The 15,066-nt window shown below is 69.0% G+C and carries 17 protein-coding genes; 12 read left to right on the forward strand and 5 right to left on the reverse strand.

Annotated elements, in window-relative coordinates; all coding sequences use genetic code 11:
- Nucleotides 1–15 precede the first annotated feature (15 nt).
- From UAA55_RS28700 to UAA55_RS28730, 7 genes are all read left to right on the forward strand, one after another.
- On the forward strand, nucleotides 16–852 hold the full coding sequence (locus UAA55_RS28700) for an AraC family transcriptional regulator (protein WP_322957109.1): 837 nt from the start codon (nucleotides 16–18) through the stop codon (nucleotides 850–852).
- Between the two features lie 130 nt (nucleotides 853–982).
- Nucleotides 983–1,822, forward strand: a complete 840-nt coding sequence (locus UAA55_RS28705; protein WP_322957110.1) for a class I SAM-dependent methyltransferase — start codon at nucleotides 983–985, stop codon at nucleotides 1,820–1,822.
- A 2-nt stretch (nucleotides 1,823–1,824) separates the two neighbouring features.
- A complete protein-coding gene (gene ubiB, locus UAA55_RS28710) occupies nucleotides 1,825–3,363 on the forward strand; it encodes a 2-polyprenylphenol 6-hydroxylase (protein WP_322957111.1) in 1,539 nt (512 codons plus the stop codon).
- Nucleotides 3,364–3,473: 110 nt separating this feature from the next.
- Nucleotides 3,474–3,836, forward strand: coding sequence for a hypothetical protein (locus UAA55_RS28715; protein WP_322957112.1), 363 nt, complete (start codon nucleotides 3,474–3,476; stop codon nucleotides 3,834–3,836).
- 65 nt (nucleotides 3,837–3,901) lie between these two features.
- Nucleotides 3,902–4,276 (forward strand): hypothetical protein, encoded by a 375-nt coding sequence (locus tag UAA55_RS28720; protein WP_322957113.1) that lies wholly within the window; start codon nucleotides 3,902–3,904, stop codon nucleotides 4,274–4,276.
- 157 nt (nucleotides 4,277–4,433) lie between these two features.
- A complete protein-coding gene (locus tag UAA55_RS28725; RefSeq protein WP_322957115.1) occupies nucleotides 4,434–5,438 on the forward strand; it encodes an aspartate-semialdehyde dehydrogenase in 1,005 nt (334 codons plus the stop codon).
- A gap of 219 nt (nucleotides 5,439–5,657) precedes the next feature.
- Entirely contained in the window at nucleotides 5,658–5,897 is a 240-nt protein-coding gene (locus UAA55_RS28730) for a hypothetical protein (RefSeq protein ID WP_322957116.1), read from the forward strand.
- Between the two features lie 176 nt (nucleotides 5,898–6,073).
- Here the strand turns inward: UAA55_RS28730 and UAA55_RS28735 are convergent, their stop codons facing one another.
- The 4 genes from UAA55_RS28735 to UAA55_RS28750 all read right to left on the reverse strand — a co-directional run bounded on the left by UAA55_RS28735 (nucleotide 6,074) and on the right by UAA55_RS28750 (nucleotide 10,149).
- A complete protein-coding gene (locus UAA55_RS28735) occupies nucleotides 6,074–7,027 on the reverse strand; it encodes an acetyl-CoA carboxylase carboxyltransferase subunit alpha (protein WP_322957118.1) in 954 nt (317 codons plus the stop codon).
- A 125-nt stretch (nucleotides 7,028–7,152) separates the two neighbouring features.
- Nucleotides 7,153–8,196 carry a site-specific tyrosine recombinase XerD gene (locus UAA55_RS28740; protein WP_322957120.1) on the reverse strand — a complete coding sequence of 348 codons (1,044 nt, stop codon included), beginning with the start codon at nucleotides 8,194–8,196 and terminating at the stop codon, nucleotides 7,153–7,155.
- 5 nt (nucleotides 8,197–8,201) lie between these two features.
- Complete coding sequence (locus UAA55_RS28745; RefSeq protein ID WP_322957121.1) at nucleotides 8,202–10,028, reverse strand: hypothetical protein; 1,827 nt, start codon at nucleotides 10,026–10,028, stop codon at nucleotides 8,202–8,204.
- Nucleotides 10,009–10,149: a hypothetical protein gene (locus UAA55_RS28750; RefSeq protein ID WP_322957122.1), complete on the reverse strand. Its 141-nt coding sequence runs from the start codon at nucleotides 10,147–10,149 to the stop codon at nucleotides 10,009–10,011. The genes UAA55_RS28745 and UAA55_RS28750 overlap by 20 nt, the downstream gene beginning before the upstream one ends.
- A 414-nt stretch (nucleotides 10,150–10,563) precedes the next feature.
- Here UAA55_RS28750 and UAA55_RS28755 point away from each other — a divergent pair, with 414 nt between their 5' ends.
- The 3 genes from UAA55_RS28755 to UAA55_RS28765 are packed head-to-tail and all read left to right on the forward strand — an operon-like array spanning nucleotide 10,564 to nucleotide 12,950.
- Entirely contained in the window at nucleotides 10,564–11,157 is a 594-nt protein-coding gene (locus UAA55_RS28755) for a shikimate kinase (RefSeq protein WP_322957123.1), read from the forward strand.
- Nucleotides 11,154–12,266, forward strand: a complete 1,113-nt coding sequence (aroB, locus tag UAA55_RS28760; protein ID WP_322957124.1) for a 3-dehydroquinate synthase — start codon at nucleotides 11,154–11,156, stop codon at nucleotides 12,264–12,266. Before UAA55_RS28755 ends, aroB begins: the two co-directional genes overlap by 4 nt.
- A gap of 57 nt (nucleotides 12,267–12,323) precedes the next feature.
- Nucleotides 12,324–12,950: a DUF2889 domain-containing protein gene (locus tag UAA55_RS28765; RefSeq protein ID WP_322957126.1), complete on the forward strand. Its 627-nt coding sequence runs from the start codon at nucleotides 12,324–12,326 to the stop codon at nucleotides 12,948–12,950.
- Here UAA55_RS28765 and UAA55_RS28770 read toward each other — a convergent pair.
- Nucleotides 12,947–13,219, reverse strand: coding sequence for a BolA family protein (locus UAA55_RS28770; protein WP_322957127.1), 273 nt, complete (start codon nucleotides 13,217–13,219; stop codon nucleotides 12,947–12,949). The genes UAA55_RS28765 and UAA55_RS28770 overlap by 4 nt on opposite strands.
- Before the next feature lie 182 nt (nucleotides 13,220–13,401).
- Here UAA55_RS28770 and UAA55_RS28775 point away from each other — a divergent pair, with 182 nt between their 5' ends.
- Together UAA55_RS28775 and cobS are read left to right on the forward strand one after the other, a co-directional pair.
- Nucleotides 13,402–13,980 (forward strand): J domain-containing protein, encoded by a 579-nt coding sequence (locus UAA55_RS28775; protein ID WP_322957129.1) that lies wholly within the window; start codon nucleotides 13,402–13,404, stop codon nucleotides 13,978–13,980.
- A gap of 78 nt (nucleotides 13,981–14,058) precedes the next feature.
- The gene (cobS, locus tag UAA55_RS28780; protein ID WP_322957132.1) at nucleotides 14,059–15,051 is read left to right on the forward strand and encodes a cobaltochelatase subunit CobS; all 993 of its coding nucleotides are present in this window, start codon (nucleotides 14,059–14,061) and stop codon (nucleotides 15,049–15,051) included.
- Nucleotides 15,052–15,066 lie beyond the last annotated feature (15 nt).

A 15,066-nucleotide genomic window follows, 5' to 3' on the forward strand; every position in this document is an offset into this window, starting at 1 on the left:
GCCCCCAGGGAAGTCATGCGCCACGCCCACGACACCGCCCCCATGACCAAGGAAGCCTTCCTGCAGATGTGCGAGCGCGCGGACGGCCCGCCCGTGCTGACCTTCTGGGGCAGCCACTCGCGGGAGGACCGGGGCCGCATGGGCACCAGGGAGCTCGACTGGCACGCGCACCGGCGGGGGCAGCTGTTCTGCGTCGCCAACGGCCTGGTCCATGTGCGCACGGCCCACGGGTCCTGGATGCTGCCCCCCTTGCGCGCGGGATGGCTGCCGCCCGGCATGATGCACAAGGTGACCATCAGCGGCGTGCTGGACGGCTGGGGCATGATGTTGACGCCGGAAGCCTGCGCCGGCCTGCCCGACACCCCCTGCGTCATGGGCATCAGCGACCTGCTGCGCTCGCTGGTGCGGCGGGTGACGGAATGGCCGCCGGAGGCGGCGCTGACGCCGGAGCAGGAGCGGTTGCTGGCCGTGCTGCTGGATGAGGTCCGCCTGGCCCCGCGCGAACCGCTGCACCTGCCCATGCCCACCGACCCCCGCCTGCTGCGCCTGGCCTTGCGCCTGCTGGAGGCGCCGGACGATGATCGCACCCTGGCGGCCCTGGCCCGTGACGCCGGCCTGTCGGAACGCACGGCCCGGCGGCAGTTCGTGGCGGAAACGGGCCTGAGCGTGACGCAGTGGCGCCAACAGGCCCGCCTGACCCTGGCCCTGGAACGCCTGGCGAAGGGGGAAGCGGTGGCGGAGGTGGCGGACGCCCTGGGCTATGCCACGCCCAGCAACTTCATCGCCATGTTCCGCAGGGCCTTCGGCGAATCGCCCGCCCGCTATTTCGCCCGGCGGGAGGCCGCGGCCTGACGGGCGCCAAACGGATAAGCCGCTTATCCTGCCGCCTTTTCCCAACAATGTTTCCCTACCGTATTTTAGGGGGCAGGCCTGCCCACCATGCCAGCTACCCAAGCGCCCTTGCCGACGCTATGGTGCCGCCATGGTCGACCATACCACGCCCCCGCCCTTCACCCCTGGTACGCCCGCTGCCGACGCCCTGACGGCGCAGGAGCGTGAGGCGCGATCCTTCGGCTTCCGCGCCATCAGCCCGGCGGAGAAGGCGCCGCTGGTGCAGGGCGTGTTTTCCAGCGTCGCCAGCCGCTACGACATCATGAACGACCTGATGTCGGTGGGCATCCACCGGCTGTGGAAGGCCGATTTCGTCAGCCTGGTGGCCCCGCGCGCCGGTGAGACCATCCTGGACGTGGCCGGCGGCACGGGCGACATCGCCTTCCGCATGGCGGCCAAGGCGCCCAGCGCCAAGATCATGGTCTGCGACCTGACGGAAGCCATGGTGCGCGTGGGCCGCGACCGGGGCATCGACACAGGGCGACTGCCCGGTTGGGACAGGGCGCCGGATATGCGCGGCGGTTTACAGTGGACCGTGGGCAATGCCGAGTTGCTGCCCCTGGCCGACCGCTCGGTCGACGCCTACACCATCGCTTTCGGCCTGCGCAACGTCACCCATATCGACAAGGCCCTGGCCGAGGCGCGGCGCGTGCTGAAGCCCGGCGGGCGCTTCTACTGCCTGGAATTCAGCCAGGTGAACCTGCCCATCCTGCGCGAGCTGTACGATCGCTATTCCTTTGAAGTGCTGCCCCGCATCGGCCAAGTGGTGGCGGGCGACCGCGACAGCTATCAGTACCTGGTGGAAAGCATCCGCCGCTTCCCCGAGCGGGAGGCGCTGTGCCGCCGGCTGGAGGCCGTGGGCTTCAGCCAGGCCAAGGCCCGGCCGCTGACGGGAGGCGTGGCGGCCATCCATTCCGCCTGGCGCGTCTGACCATGTTCCGCATCCTGCGCAACCTGCGCCGCCTGTACATCATCGGGCGTACGCTGGGCCGCCATGGCGCGCTGTTCCCGGAGGAGTTCCGCGACGTGGCGCCGGGCCTGGCCCTGGTGCTGCGCCTGATGAACAACAACCGGGCGCCCGGCCGCAAGGGCCAGCGTCTGGCCGCCGCCATCCAGGAGCTGGGCCCGAGCTTCATCAAGCTGGGCCAGGCTCTGTCCACCCGGTCCGACCTGGTGGGTGACGCCGTGGCCGAAGATTTGGCCCTGCTGCGCGACCGGCTGCCCCCCTTCCCCACGCCCCAGGCCGTCGCCATCATCGAGGAACAGCTGGGCCGGCCGCTGGGCGAGATTTTCCAGAGCTTCGAGCCCGAGTCCGTGGCCGCCGCCAGCATCGCCCAGGTGCACTTCGCCGTGACGGCGGAGGGCCGGGAGGTGGCGGTGAAGGTGCTGCGCCCCGGCGTGGAGCTGGCCTTCCGCCGCGACATCGACCTGATGTACTGGCTGGCCGGCCTGGCCGTGCGCGTCCTGCCCCGCCTGAAGCGGCTGAAGCCGGTGGAAGTCGTGGAGACCTTCGCCGAGACCGTGCGCATGGAGATGGACCTGCGCCTGGAGGCCAGCGCCGCTTCCGAACTGGCGGACAACTTCAAGGGCGACGTCACCTTCAACATCCCCAAGGTGGATTGGGACCGCACCGGCCAGCGGGTGCTGACCATAGACCGCATCCATGGCATTCCGGTGGACCAGGTGGATGCCATCCGCGCCGCCGGCTTCGACCCCGACGACGTGCTGCGCCAGGCGGCCAATTCCTTCTTCAACCAGGTGTTCCGGGACGGCTTCTTCCACGCCGACCTGCACCCGGGCAACATGTTCGTGAACATGTCCGGCCATCTGGCGCCGGTGGACTTCGGCATCATGGGCCGCCTGGACCGGCAGACGCGGCTGTACCTGGCCGACATGCTGCTGGGCTTCCTGAACCGCGATTACCGCCTGGTGGCGGATGTGCACTTCGACGCCGGCTACGTGCCCGCCCACCAGTCGCGTGAGTTGTTCATGCAGGCGGCCCGCGCCATTGGCGAGCAGGTGCACAACAAGCCGCTGCACGACATCTCCGTCGGGCGATTGCTAGCCCAGCTGTTCGCCGTGACCGAGCAGTTCGAGATGGAGACCCAGCCCCAGCTGCTGCTGCTGCAGAAAAGCATGCTGACGGCGGAAGGCGTGGGCCGCGCCCTGAACCCCAAGCTGAACATGTGGGAAGTGGCCCGCCCCCTGATCGAGCGGTGGATGCGGGAGAACCGGGGGCCGGAGGCGCGCTTGGCCGAGGCGGTGCGCAACCTGAGCGCCACCGCCCACAAGCTGCCCCTGCTGCTGCGCCACGCCGACCGCCTGGCGGAACATCTGGACCGGGGCGGCCTGCCCATCGATCCGCGCAGCATCGACGACCTGGCCACCCGCCTGGGCCGTGGGCGCGGCGGCTGGCAATGGGCCGCCATCCTCGCGCTGACGATCGCCGTCACCATCCTGGCGATGCGCTGACCAGTGCTTCCCGCCGTCGATCTTGCTGGCACTCGAAAACCTGTTGTAGATTCGCGCCATCGGTTCGAAAGGTCGATGCGGTTGAATTAAAAAGCGATATGGGTGGGGCCATGTTCAATCCCGGTGCGCGGCGCGCTTTTCGGGTAGTTGCCTGTTCCGTGGCTTTCGCGGCAGCCGCATGGTGCCCATTGGCGATGGCCGCTGGTTTCGCCAGCGCGGGCTCAATTTCCAACATCCTTCCGACGCGGGGCGGCACGTTTTTCTTTTTGCAGCACGGCACCCGCACCAACCGGCCGGCCTGCTCGACCCTGGACCGCTGGGTGATCAACGTCACCACCCCTTCCGGTCAAGCCATGGCATCTGCCGTGATGCTGGCGTATAGCCTGGGCAAGAATATCGAGATTTATGGCACCGGCGATTGCCGCGACTGGCCGGACACTGAGACCGTCGACTATTTCCAAATCGCGGACTGACGACGCTCAACATCACCATGAACGTCAGTCTGACGGGGATCCCAATAACGACGAGGAAGTGCCGCATGGCCAAGTTCAAGCCACACCGGCAGGCAAGCCATCTCCTTAGGATTATCGCCTGGTCCTCAATGGCCTTGTACGCCGTCGGTTCACCCACGGCGCTGGCGACGGGTTTCGCCAGCGCGGGCTCCATCTCCAATATTATTTCCGAACAAGGCGGCGTGCTGTTCTTCATCCAGCATGGCACACGAACGGACCGCCCGGCCTGCGCGACGCTGGATCGCTGGGTGATCAACGTCAATACCCCCTCGGGCCAAACCATGGCCGCGGCCCTGATGATGGCCTACAGCATGCACAAGCAAGTCGAAATCCACGGCACCGGCTCTTGCCCCGACTGGGGCGACACCGAAACCGTCGATTATTTCCAGATCGCGAACTGACGGCACTGGGAGCCATGCCCTAACAATCTTGCTCAGGTTGCGCACGGGAACAGGGCAGCCCTGCGAGTCGCCCGCTTGACGGAAGAACGAAACGAACAAGAGGATGGCGCCTCTCGTTCCATATGTTTCACCCTTCCGTTGTTGAGGAATTAAGGTCATGGCCTTGCCCGTCGTTGCCATCGTCGGCGCCACCGGCGCCGTTGGCGTCGAGCTGCTTGAGTGCCTGGAGCAGCGTGCCTTCCCCCTGTCCGAGCTGCGCCTGCTGGCGTCGCCCCGGTCGGCCGGCAAGACCATGACCTTCAAGGGTAAGGAGATCACCGTCCAGGCCCTGGACGAGAACAGCTTCACGGGCGTGGACATCGCTCTGTTCTCCGCCGGCGGTTCCATCTCCAAGGTCTACGGCCCCATCGCGGTGAAGGCCGGCGCCGTGGTGGTCGACAATTCCAGCGCCTTCCGCCAGGACCCCGACGTGCCCCTGGTGGTGCCGGAGGTGAACCCGGAGGCGGTGAAGCGGCACAAGGGCATCATCGCCAACCCCAACTGCTCCACCATCATCGCGCTGGTGCCGCTGTGGCCGCTGCACGCCAAGAACCGCATCACGCGCTTCATCGCCGCCACCTACCAGGCGGCGTCGGGCGCCGGTGCCGCCGCCATGGAAGAGCTGCGCGAGGGCACGCGCGCCTATCTGGAGGGCAAGCCCTTCACCCCCACCGTGCTGCCGCACCCATACGCCTTCAACCTCTTCAGCCACAACGCCAAGGTCGATCCGGCCAACGGCTATAACGAGGAGGAGATGAAGATGGTGAAGGAGACGTGGAAGATCTTCGGCGACGCCGACATCCGCATCTCCGCCACCTGCGTGCGCGTGCCCGTGCTGCGCGCCCATTCCGAGGCGCTGACCGTGGAGTTCGAGCGGCCCATCACCCCAGCCGAGGTCAAGGACATCCTGTCGACCGCCCCAGGCGTGCGCATCGTCGATGACGCGGAGAAGAACTACTTCCCCATGCCGGTGGACGCCTCGGGCCAGGGTGACATCTTGGTGGGCCGCATCCGTCAGGACATCAGCGACCCCAGCGGCCGCTCCATCCAGCTGTTCGTCGCCGGCGACCAACTGCTGAAGGGTGCAGCACTCAACGCCGTGCAGATCGCCGAGCTGCTGTAACGATAGTCCCCAGCGCGAGCTGAAGCGTGGAGGCCGCCGGAAGAACGCCAGCGGCCTCACCCTTTTGGGTAGCTCAGCGCGGGAAGGCGCGCCCGCCGCCCACCCTGATGGGAAAATCGGCCGCAGGCCCAACTTTACGGTCGCGGAAAAGCCTCAATTGGTCGCAATATCCTGGTTGTCCGGGGTCGTTCCCGGGCGAACCCCAACCAGGGACCTCGCATGCATCCGCATGAGGCGACCGGAGCCCCCAATCCGGAACCCGGCATGGCCGCCGCCGCCCGCCAAATCCTGGACGCGGTCACGCGCTTCCGGAAGATGGGCTGCCGCAACGTCAGCCTGACCCTGACCCGGTCCACGGACACCATCCTGGACGTGCAGGCCATGCTGACCCTGGCGGGCCTGGCCAGCGACGTGCAGCCGGCCGGCGGCGGTTGCTCCCGCCTGGTGCTGCGCAGCTAGCTAAGGCGGCTTCCGGATCGGCGCTGTTCCGCTTCCCCGTCCACCGGGTCGGGGAATGGGGAATACTTTTCCCCACTGGCAGCGAGATCGGACAAAGAATAAAGGCGCCCTCCCACCGGAAGGCGCCTTTTCATTTGGATCGGGGGCGGAGCTTACCCCAGGCCCTTCTGGCAGTCTTACCCCAGACCCTTCTGGCCCATGCTCAGATACTTCTCGCGGCGACGGGCGATCAGGGTGCCGCCGTCCTGGCCACGCATGGAGTCCAGGCTGTCGTCGATGGCGTTGCCCAGCGCCAGGATGGTTTCCTCGCGCCGGCGGTGCGCGCCGCCGATGGGCTCCATGACGATGCGGTCGATGACGCCCAGTTCCTTCAGGTCCTGGGCGGTCAGGCGCAGGGCCGCGGCCGCGTCGGCGGCGTTGGTGTTGCTGCGCCACAGAATGCCCGAGCAGCCTTCCGGTGAAATAACGGAGTAGATCGAGTGCTCCAGCATCAGCACGCGGTCGGCCGTGGCAATGGCGATGGCGCCGCCCGAGCCGCCTTCACCGATGATGGCGGAGACGATGGGAACGCGGGCGCGCAGGCAGGTCTCGATGGACTTGGCGATGGCTTCCGCCTGGCCGCGCTCTTCCGCGCCCACGCCGGGATAGGCGCCGGCCGTGTCCACCAGGGTGATGACCGGCAGGTTGAAGCGGCTGGCCAGTTCCAGCAGGCGCTGGGACTTGCGGTAGCCTTCCGGCTTGGCCGAGCCGAAGTTGTGGCGGATGCGGGTGTCGGTGTCGTGGCCCTTTTCCTGGCCGATGACCACCACCGACCGGCCACGGAAACGGCCCAGGCCGCCGACGATCGCGCGATCCTCGCCGAACACGCGGTCACCGGCCAGCGGCGTGAAATCGGTGATCAGGGCGTTGATGTAGTCCAGGCAGTGCGGCCGGTTGGGGTGGCGCGCCACCTGGACCTTCTGCGCCGGGGTCAGCTTGCCGTAGGTCGAGCGCAGCAGCTTGTCGACCTTGTCCTCAAGCTTGCGGACCTCGTCGGCGATGTTGAGACCGCCGCCATCGGACAGGTGGCGGAGTTCATCGATCTTGCCTTCGAGTTCGGCGATCGGCTTTTCAAATTCAAGGAAGTGCATGGGTTCGGCTTACAACTGCTTGTAAGAGGTGCCGCACCGAGGGCCGGGCCGCACAAAGGTCGAAGGCGGCTGATTACCATGAGCGCGGGCCAGGGGCCAGCGCTATCGAAACCCGCATGTCGCGGCTACCCCTTGCGCGGACCGCGAACGCCAGGGTTTCCCTTGGCGAGAGGATGGTGGTCCTCCACCGTGCGGCGCAGGCGTTCACCCACCACATGGGTGTAAATCTGGGTGGTGCCGATGTCGGCATGGCCCAGCATCTTCTGCACGGAACGCAAATCGGCACCGTGGTCCAGCAGGTGGGTGGCGAAGGCGTGGCGCAGCACATGGGGGCTGACCTTGGCGGGGTCGAGGCCCGCCGCCAGCGCCAGATCCTTCAGCAGTTGGCCGAAGCGCTGACGGGTCAGCGTGCCCCCCGAACTGCGCGATGGAAACAGGTGGCCGGCCTGCCTGGCCTCACGACCGGCGGAGAAAAAGGCGGCGCGGTGCGGCAGGTAGGCGGCCAGCGCGTCGCGGGCCGGGGGCGACAGGGGCACCATGCGTTCCTTCCCGCCCTTGCCCTTGACCACCAGCACCCGGCCGTCGCGGCTGAAAGCCGACAGCGGCAGTCCCACCAGTTCGGAAACGCGCAGGCCCGTGGCGTAGAGCAGTTCCAGCAGGGCCGCCAGGCGCAGCCCCTCCGCCCCGCCCTGGGCCGCCGCCGTGTCCAGCATACGGCCGACGTCGTCCTCGGACAAAATCTTGGGCAGGGGGCGGCCCAGGCGCGGGCCATCCAGCACAGCGGCCGGGTCGATGTCGCGCCGGCCTTCCGACACCAGGAACTTGTAGTACTGGCGCAGGGCCGACAGGCGGCGGGCCACGGTGCGCACCGCCGCCTGGGTGCCGTCGCGGCCCAGATGGTCCAGGTAGGCGCGCAGGTCGTCGGTGCCCGCCTGGTCCAGGGCGGGAGCCTTGCCGCCTCTCTGGCCCGCGATGAAGCGAGCGGCGTCCACCAGGTCACGGCGGTAGGCGTCGCGGGTGTTGGCCGCCGCCCCTCGTTCCGCCACCAGCATGTCCAGGAAGGCGTCCACCCCCGGGGGCAGCGCCAGGGTGGCGCCACGCGGCCGGCCGGAGGAGCGCCTTTTTGGCCCTCCCCCGGTGGCTTCCGCTTTTGGGGCGCGCGGCGCCATGGCCGTTACGGCCCGGCCAGGACGGCCACCGCCTCCAGCGCCAGGCGCCGGGCGTCGTCCTTCAGGCCGACGGCGGTCAGGGCCGACAGGGCGTGGGCCGTCACCGTGGGCGTGGTGGTGGCGGGACCGGCGTCGGCCAGTTCCGCCAGGGCCAGCACGGCCACCTCACCGCGCCGGGGTACGGTGGTCGACTGATCCAGGCGCAGCCAGGACGCGGCGTCGGGGATCACCCCCGGCGCCTCGACCACCGGGGCGGTGCGGGCCAGCAGCAGCGGGTCCACCTTCTCCCCCGCCGCGGTCAGCAGGGCGAGGATGGAGGCGGCGCGCAGGCGGGATGGGGCGTCGGCGTCCGCCTTCACCGCGTCCAGCCATTGGGCCCAGTTGGCGCCATCGCTGGGCAGCAGGCCGCCCAGCACGGCCAGGGGCACCAGGCGCAGGTAGGCCTGCAAGGGCTTGCCCTCAACCTTTCCATCTTTGGGGGCGTCCTGCGCCGACTGGCGGGCCAACTCGAACCACGGCTGGGCCAGGTCGCGCCGGTTTCGCAGCAGAGCCAGGCGCGTGGCGGCGGGCGCCAGATCCTTCAGCGCTGGCCCGGGGGCCAGCCCTTCCAGCTCCTGGGCCAGCAGGTCGCCCCAGGCGCCGGCCAGCAGGGCCGGGTCGCTGACGTCCACGGCCTTGGCCAGGATGGCGCCCTTCAGCGACGGGATCGTCTCGCCGATCAAAGCCTGGTAGAGGATGGCGCGCTGGTCGGCGCCCTGGCGCTTCTCCGCCACGCCCACGGCGTTCTTCAGGTCATTCGGGCTGACCTTGGCCGCCTTGTAGAGGGGGGCCAACGCCGCCGGCGGCAGGGTGCCAAAGCTGGCGGCCCGGTCGCCAGCCGCCAGCTTCAGGGCCGCCGGCGTGTCGGGCAGGTCGGCCACGGCCGCGGCGGCGGCCGGGTTCAGCGCCAGGATCTGCGCCGCCGGCACTTCCGCCGGCAAGCCCCGGCCCATGGCGCGGGCCAGCGCCACCGCCTCGGCCGACACGGCGGTGAAGCCCTTGAGGGCGCCCTTCTGCCCGCCGGCCGCCACTTCGGCGAGGCGGGAGAAGCCGTCGTCCTTCACGCCCTGTTCCCGCATGATGTCCAGCGAGAACATGATGTTGTCGGTGGCCCCGCCGCGCACCTGACAGACGACGCCCAGCATCTGGATCTCGCCATCGTTGAAGCGCTTCTGCAGGTCGGCCATCTGATCGCAGGCCGCCCCGTCGCCGGTCAGCAGCGACAGGCGCGCCCAGGCCTCCGCCCCGCCGGCATCATCCAGCGCCGTCGGCAGGGTGGCCATGGCGTCAGCGTTCTTGCCGTCGCCCAGCAGGGCCAGACGCTCCAGCCGGGCGCCCAGGAAGTTGCGCGCGTCCTTGGCCCCCTGGGGTGCCGTGCCGGAGGACATCAGCACCCGGCCCAGCAGGGCGCGTACCGCCGGCGAGGGGCTGGACTGCGGCAGCGAGGCCAGCGCCCGGTCGACGAGGCCGCGCGGACTGTCCGCCCACAGCGCCTGGCCCAGGCCGCCCTGCCCCGCGTCCAGCAGGCCGCCGCCATCCGGCGTCACCGCCGCCAGGGTCTTGACCTCGAAGGACGACGCGCGCGGCGGGGGCGGCGTGTAGGCCCCCAGGGGCGTGGGACCGGGCGCGGCCGTGTCGGTTCCGGCCGGGGGGGCGACTGTGGGCGACGTCGTCGGGCCCTGGGGCCACAGCGGCGTGGGCCCGCTGGAGGTCTGCGCGAGGGACACCGGGGCCGTCATCAGCCCGGCCACCAGCGCCAAGCCCCAAAACGCCTTACTGCGGGAAGCGGTCATTGGAGATCACCCGTTCGGTGGGCGCGGACGGCGCCGGGGAGGTGGTGGCGGCCACGACCAGGGTGGCGCCGGCACCGCCGAGGACAACCAGGGCGATCAGGATCAGGAGAAGCTTTTTCATCGTGGGATCGGCATCAATCGCTGGTAGGGAAGGGCGAGTTCAGAAAGAAAGTTGCGAGACCATGTCGGTCCAAGCAAGGCCGCAGTGCGCGAGCCCCCGGTGGAGTTAAGGGACAGGCGGGGTCGACTGTGTTATGCAGTCCCCCCGACCGTTTCCCCCGGCGGTGGCGCCCACCAGACTGGCACGGGAAAACGGGGGCCGGACAGTCCGCCTGAAGCCGCAGGGCCAGGGTGGACGCCGGGTCTAGGGATGAAGAACAATCCCCGGAACGGGGTACGGCTTTCAGGTTTCGGCTGGAATGGATGACACGGCAAAAATGGTGTTAGCGCTCGGCACTGTAGCGTCCGCCCCCCAGGTGCGCAACGCCACCCCGACCCGCCGGGTGCCCGCCACCCTGTCACGGGGGAACCGGTGATGCGCCCAACCCTGCGCCAGCGCCCGCCCCGCACCCTGGTCCTGGTGGGCCTGATGGGGGCCGGCAAGACCAGCATCGGCCGCCGCCTGGCCGCCCGTCTGGGCTTGCCCTTCGTCGATGCGGACCAGGAGATCGAGCGCGCCGCCGGCTGCAGCATCCCCGAATTCTTCGAGCGCTATGGCGAGCCCGCCTTCCGCGAGGGTGAGCGCCGGGTGATCGCCCGCCTGCTGGACCAGCCGCTGCAGGTGCTGTCCACCGGCGGTGGCGCCTTCATGGATGCCGACACCCGGGCCCTGGTGCGCCAGCGCGCCCATTCCATCTGGCTGCGGGCCGAGCTGGACCTGCTGGTGCAGCGGACCGCGCGGCGCGGCAACCGCCCCCTGCTGAAGGATAGCGACCCGCGCGAGACCCTGCGCAAGCTGATGGAGCTGCGCCACCCCTACTACGCCCAGGCCGATATCACCGTGGACAGCGGCGACCGACCGGCGGAGGACACGGTGGACCGGGTGGTGGAATGCCTGCAGGCCTATCTGGACGCCGATAACGACAGCGCCGAGGAGACGCGGGCCCAACCGGCCGCGGTGCAATCATGAGCCAGACCGTACCCGTCAGCTTGGGTGACCGTTCCTACGACGTGCTGGTCGGCGCCGGCCTGATCCAGGGCGCTGGTCCCCTGGTGGCGCCCATCGCCGGTCACCGGCCGCTGATCATCCTCAGTGACGAAACGGTGGCGCCCCTGTACCTGGGCACCCTGACCCGCTCGCTGGAGGCCGCCGGCGCCCGCGTCCTGGACCCTATCGTGGTGCCGGCGGGCGAGGCGACCAAGAGCTTCCACCATCTGGAAGCGGTCCTTGAAATCCTGCTGTCGCGCGGCATTGAGCGCGGGGCCATGCTGGTGGCCCTGGGCGGCGGCGTCATCGGCGATTTGGGCGGCTTCGCGGCCGCCATCGCCCTGCGCGGCCTGGACTTCATCCAGGTGCCCACCACGCTGCTCTCCCAGGTGGACAGCAGCGTGGGCGGCAAGACCGGCATCAACAGCCGCCAGGGCAAGAATTTGATCGGCGCCTTCCACCAGCCCCGCCTGGTGCTGGCCGACATCGGCGCCCTGGACAGCCTGCCCCGGCGCGAGGTGCTGGCGGGATATGCGGAGGTGGTGAAGTACGGCCTGATCGACCGGCTGGACTTCTTCACTTGGCTGGAGCGGAACGGCCCCGCCCTGGTGGCGGGCGACGCCGCCCTGCGCACGGCCGCCGTGAAGGAGAGCGTGGCCGCCAAGGCGGCCATCGTGGCGCAGGATGAGCGCGAGGGCGGCGTGCGCGCCCTGCTGAACCTGGGCCACACCTTCGGCCACGCGCTGGAGGCGGAAGTGGGCTACGGCGGTGAGTTGCTGCACGGCGAGGCCGTGGGCATCGGCATGGTCATGGCCTTCGACCTGTCGGTGCGCCTGGGCCTGTGTCCGCCCGAGGACCTGGCCCGCATGCGCCGCCACTTGGCGGCGGTGGGCCTGCCCACGGGTGCCGCGTACCTGGCCAAGGGCCGCTGGACCGTGGACGCGCTGATGGCCCACATGGCCAAAGACAAGAAGGTCAAGGACGGCGGCATCACCTTCATCCTGGCGCGCGGCATCGGCCAGGCCTTCACCGCCCGGGGCATCGATCCCGAACCGGTGCGGGCCGTGGTGGCGGCGGCGCTGGAGGCGTGAGAAGCCGGCTTCCCTGACCGGGGGCCTGCTTTCTTGACCGGGGAAGGACGGGCGCCCATGATGCGCCCCGCGTCCGTTCCCCTTGTTTCAGAAGTCCGCCCGCCCCATGCCCCTCCCCCCGCCGCCGAGCGCACGCCGCTGCACACCCGCCGCGTCACATGCCAGGGTTACGAACGCGCCGATGGCCTTTGGGATATCGAAGGCCACATCACGGACGCGAAGCACTACGCCTTCGACAATGAGTGGCGCGGCACCATCGAACCCGGCCAATACCTGCATGAGATGTGGGTGCGTCTGACGGTGGACGACACGCTGACCGTGCGGGCGGTGGAGGTGGCCACCGACAACTCCCCCTTCGCCCACTGTCCCGCCATCCTGCCCAACTTCCAGCGCCTGGTGGGCCTGAGCATCGCGTCGGGCTGGACCAACGCGGTCAAGCAGCGCCTGGGCCGGACGGAGGGCTGCACCCACCTGGTGGAGCTGCTGGGCCCCGTGGCCACCACCGCCTTCCAAACCCTGGCGCCGGTGCTGAGCGCCCGGCGCAACGGCGGCAAAGGCGGCCCGCCGCCCGTGCTGAACACCTGCCACGTCATGGCCAGCGACGGCCCGGTGGTCAAGCGCTGGTTCCCTGAGCACTACACCGGGCAGCACGACACCGGCCCGGAAGAACCGGACGGGGCCTAAGCCGCCTCTTCCGGCGTCAGTGTCTTGACCGACAGGGCGTGGATGCGCTCGGCCAGTTCGTCCTTCAGGATGTCGTAGACCAGGCGCTGGCGCGCCACGCGCGACTTGCCGGCGAAGGCGGATGACACCACCGTGACCTCGAAATGGGTCTCGCCGCCGGGCGCGGCCCCGCCATGGCCGGCATGGGCGGCCGATTGGTCGTCGACGACCAGCGTCACGGGTGCCAGCGCCTGGGTCAGCTTGGTGTGGATGCGGTCGGCGTAGCGCATGGGAAATGCCCGGAATGGATGGATCGTCTTGTCCTCTTCAGGTGCGACGCCGGGGCGGCGCTGTCAATGGCCGGGAGGCGATTTACAGCGCCCGGGACAGCAGCCCAGCTTTGCCGCCGCAATGGTGGCGCGGGCGACCCGCCGCGCTTGTCACGGCCGGGGCCTGACCCCATACTTTCGCGATGCAGAAACAGCGCCCCGGATTCTCTTTCTCGTTCGACGATCCGCCGCAGGTCCAGGTCAGGGCCTGCGACCATCCCGGCTGCGCCGAGGTGGGGGAGTACCGCGCGCCCAAGAATCGCAGCCAGCTGAACGATTATTACTGGTTCTGCCTGGACCACGTGCGGGCCTACAACAAGGCCTGGGACTATTACCAGGGCATGAGCACGGAAGAGATCGAGCGCGCCATGCGCTACGACACCACCTGGCAGCGCCCCACCTGGCCCATGGGCGACTGGCGCACCCGGGAACGGAAGCTGCGCGACAGCATGAGCCGGGGCCACAGCTTCGGCGCCGATTGGGAGGCGGGCGCGTCGCACCATCCCCCGCCCCCGTCCCCCCGCACGCCGGAGGATGAGGCGCTGGACGTTCTGGGCCTGAAGGCGCCCATCGGGTTCAACGAGGTCAAGCAGCGCTATCGCGAGCTGGCCAAGCAGAACCACCCGGATATCCATGGCGGCGACAAGGACGCGGAGGAGCGCCTGAAGCGCATCAACCAGGCCTACAACGTGCTGAAGGCCGCCTATACCGACCATGGCTGAGCCGCCGCAACCCCACGGTCTGAAACAATAACCAAGACCAACCGTTCTGTTCGATCTCGCAGGAAAGCCGACCGTCCCATGTCCCAGGAACCGACACCGATGAACGCCGCCTCGCTGCCCGATATCAAGATCTCCGTCCGCCAGACCTTCGGGATCGACAGCGACATGGCCGTGCCGGCGTTCAGCTCCCCCACGGAACATGTGCCGGAGATCGATAGCACCTATCGTTTTGATCGCGAAACGACCATGGCCATCCTTGCCGGGTTCGCATACAATCGCCGCGTCATGGTCCAGGGCTACCACGGCACGGGCAAGTCCACCCACATCGAGCAGGTGGCCGCGCGCCTGAACTGGCCCTGCCTGCGCGTCAACCTGGACAGCCACATCAGCCGTATCGACCTGATCGGCAAGGACGCCATCGTCCTGCGCGAGGGCGTGCAGGTGACGGAGTATCGCGAGGGCATCCTGCCCTGGGCCCTGCAGCACCCCTGCGCCATCGTGTTCGACGAGTATGACGCCGGCCGCCCGGACGTGATGTTCGTCATCCAGCGCGTGCTGGAGGTCGAAGGCAAGCTGACCCTGCTGGACCAGAACAAGGTCATCCGTCCCCACCCGGCCTTCCGCCTGTTCGCCACGGCCAACACCATCGGGCTGGGCGACACGACCGGCCTCTACCACGGCACCCAGCAGATCAACCAGGGCCAGATGGACCGGTGGAACATCGTCTCCACCCTGAACTATCTGCCCCATGACGCCGAGGTGAAGATCGTCCTGGCCAAGGTGCCGAGCTACGACACCGATGATCGCCGTGTGCTGGTCAACGCCATGGTGCGCCTGGCCGACCTGACCCGCGCCGGCTTCATCGCCGGCGACATCTCCACCGTCATGAGCCCGCGCACGGTCATCACCTGGGCCCAGAACGCCGACATCTTCGGCGACGTGGGCTTCGCCTTCCGCGTCACCTTCCTGAACAAGTGCGATGAGGTGGAGCGCGCGGCGGTGGCCGAGTACTACCAGCGCTGCTTCGGCACCGAACTGCCCGAGAGCGGCGTGCGCGCCACCCTCGCCTGATGCGGGGGGACGAAC

The sequence above is a fragment of the Nitrospirillum guanabarense genome, assembly GCF_034653355.1.
Lineage (GTDB): Bacteria > Pseudomonadota > Alphaproteobacteria > Azospirillales > Azospirillaceae > Nitrospirillum.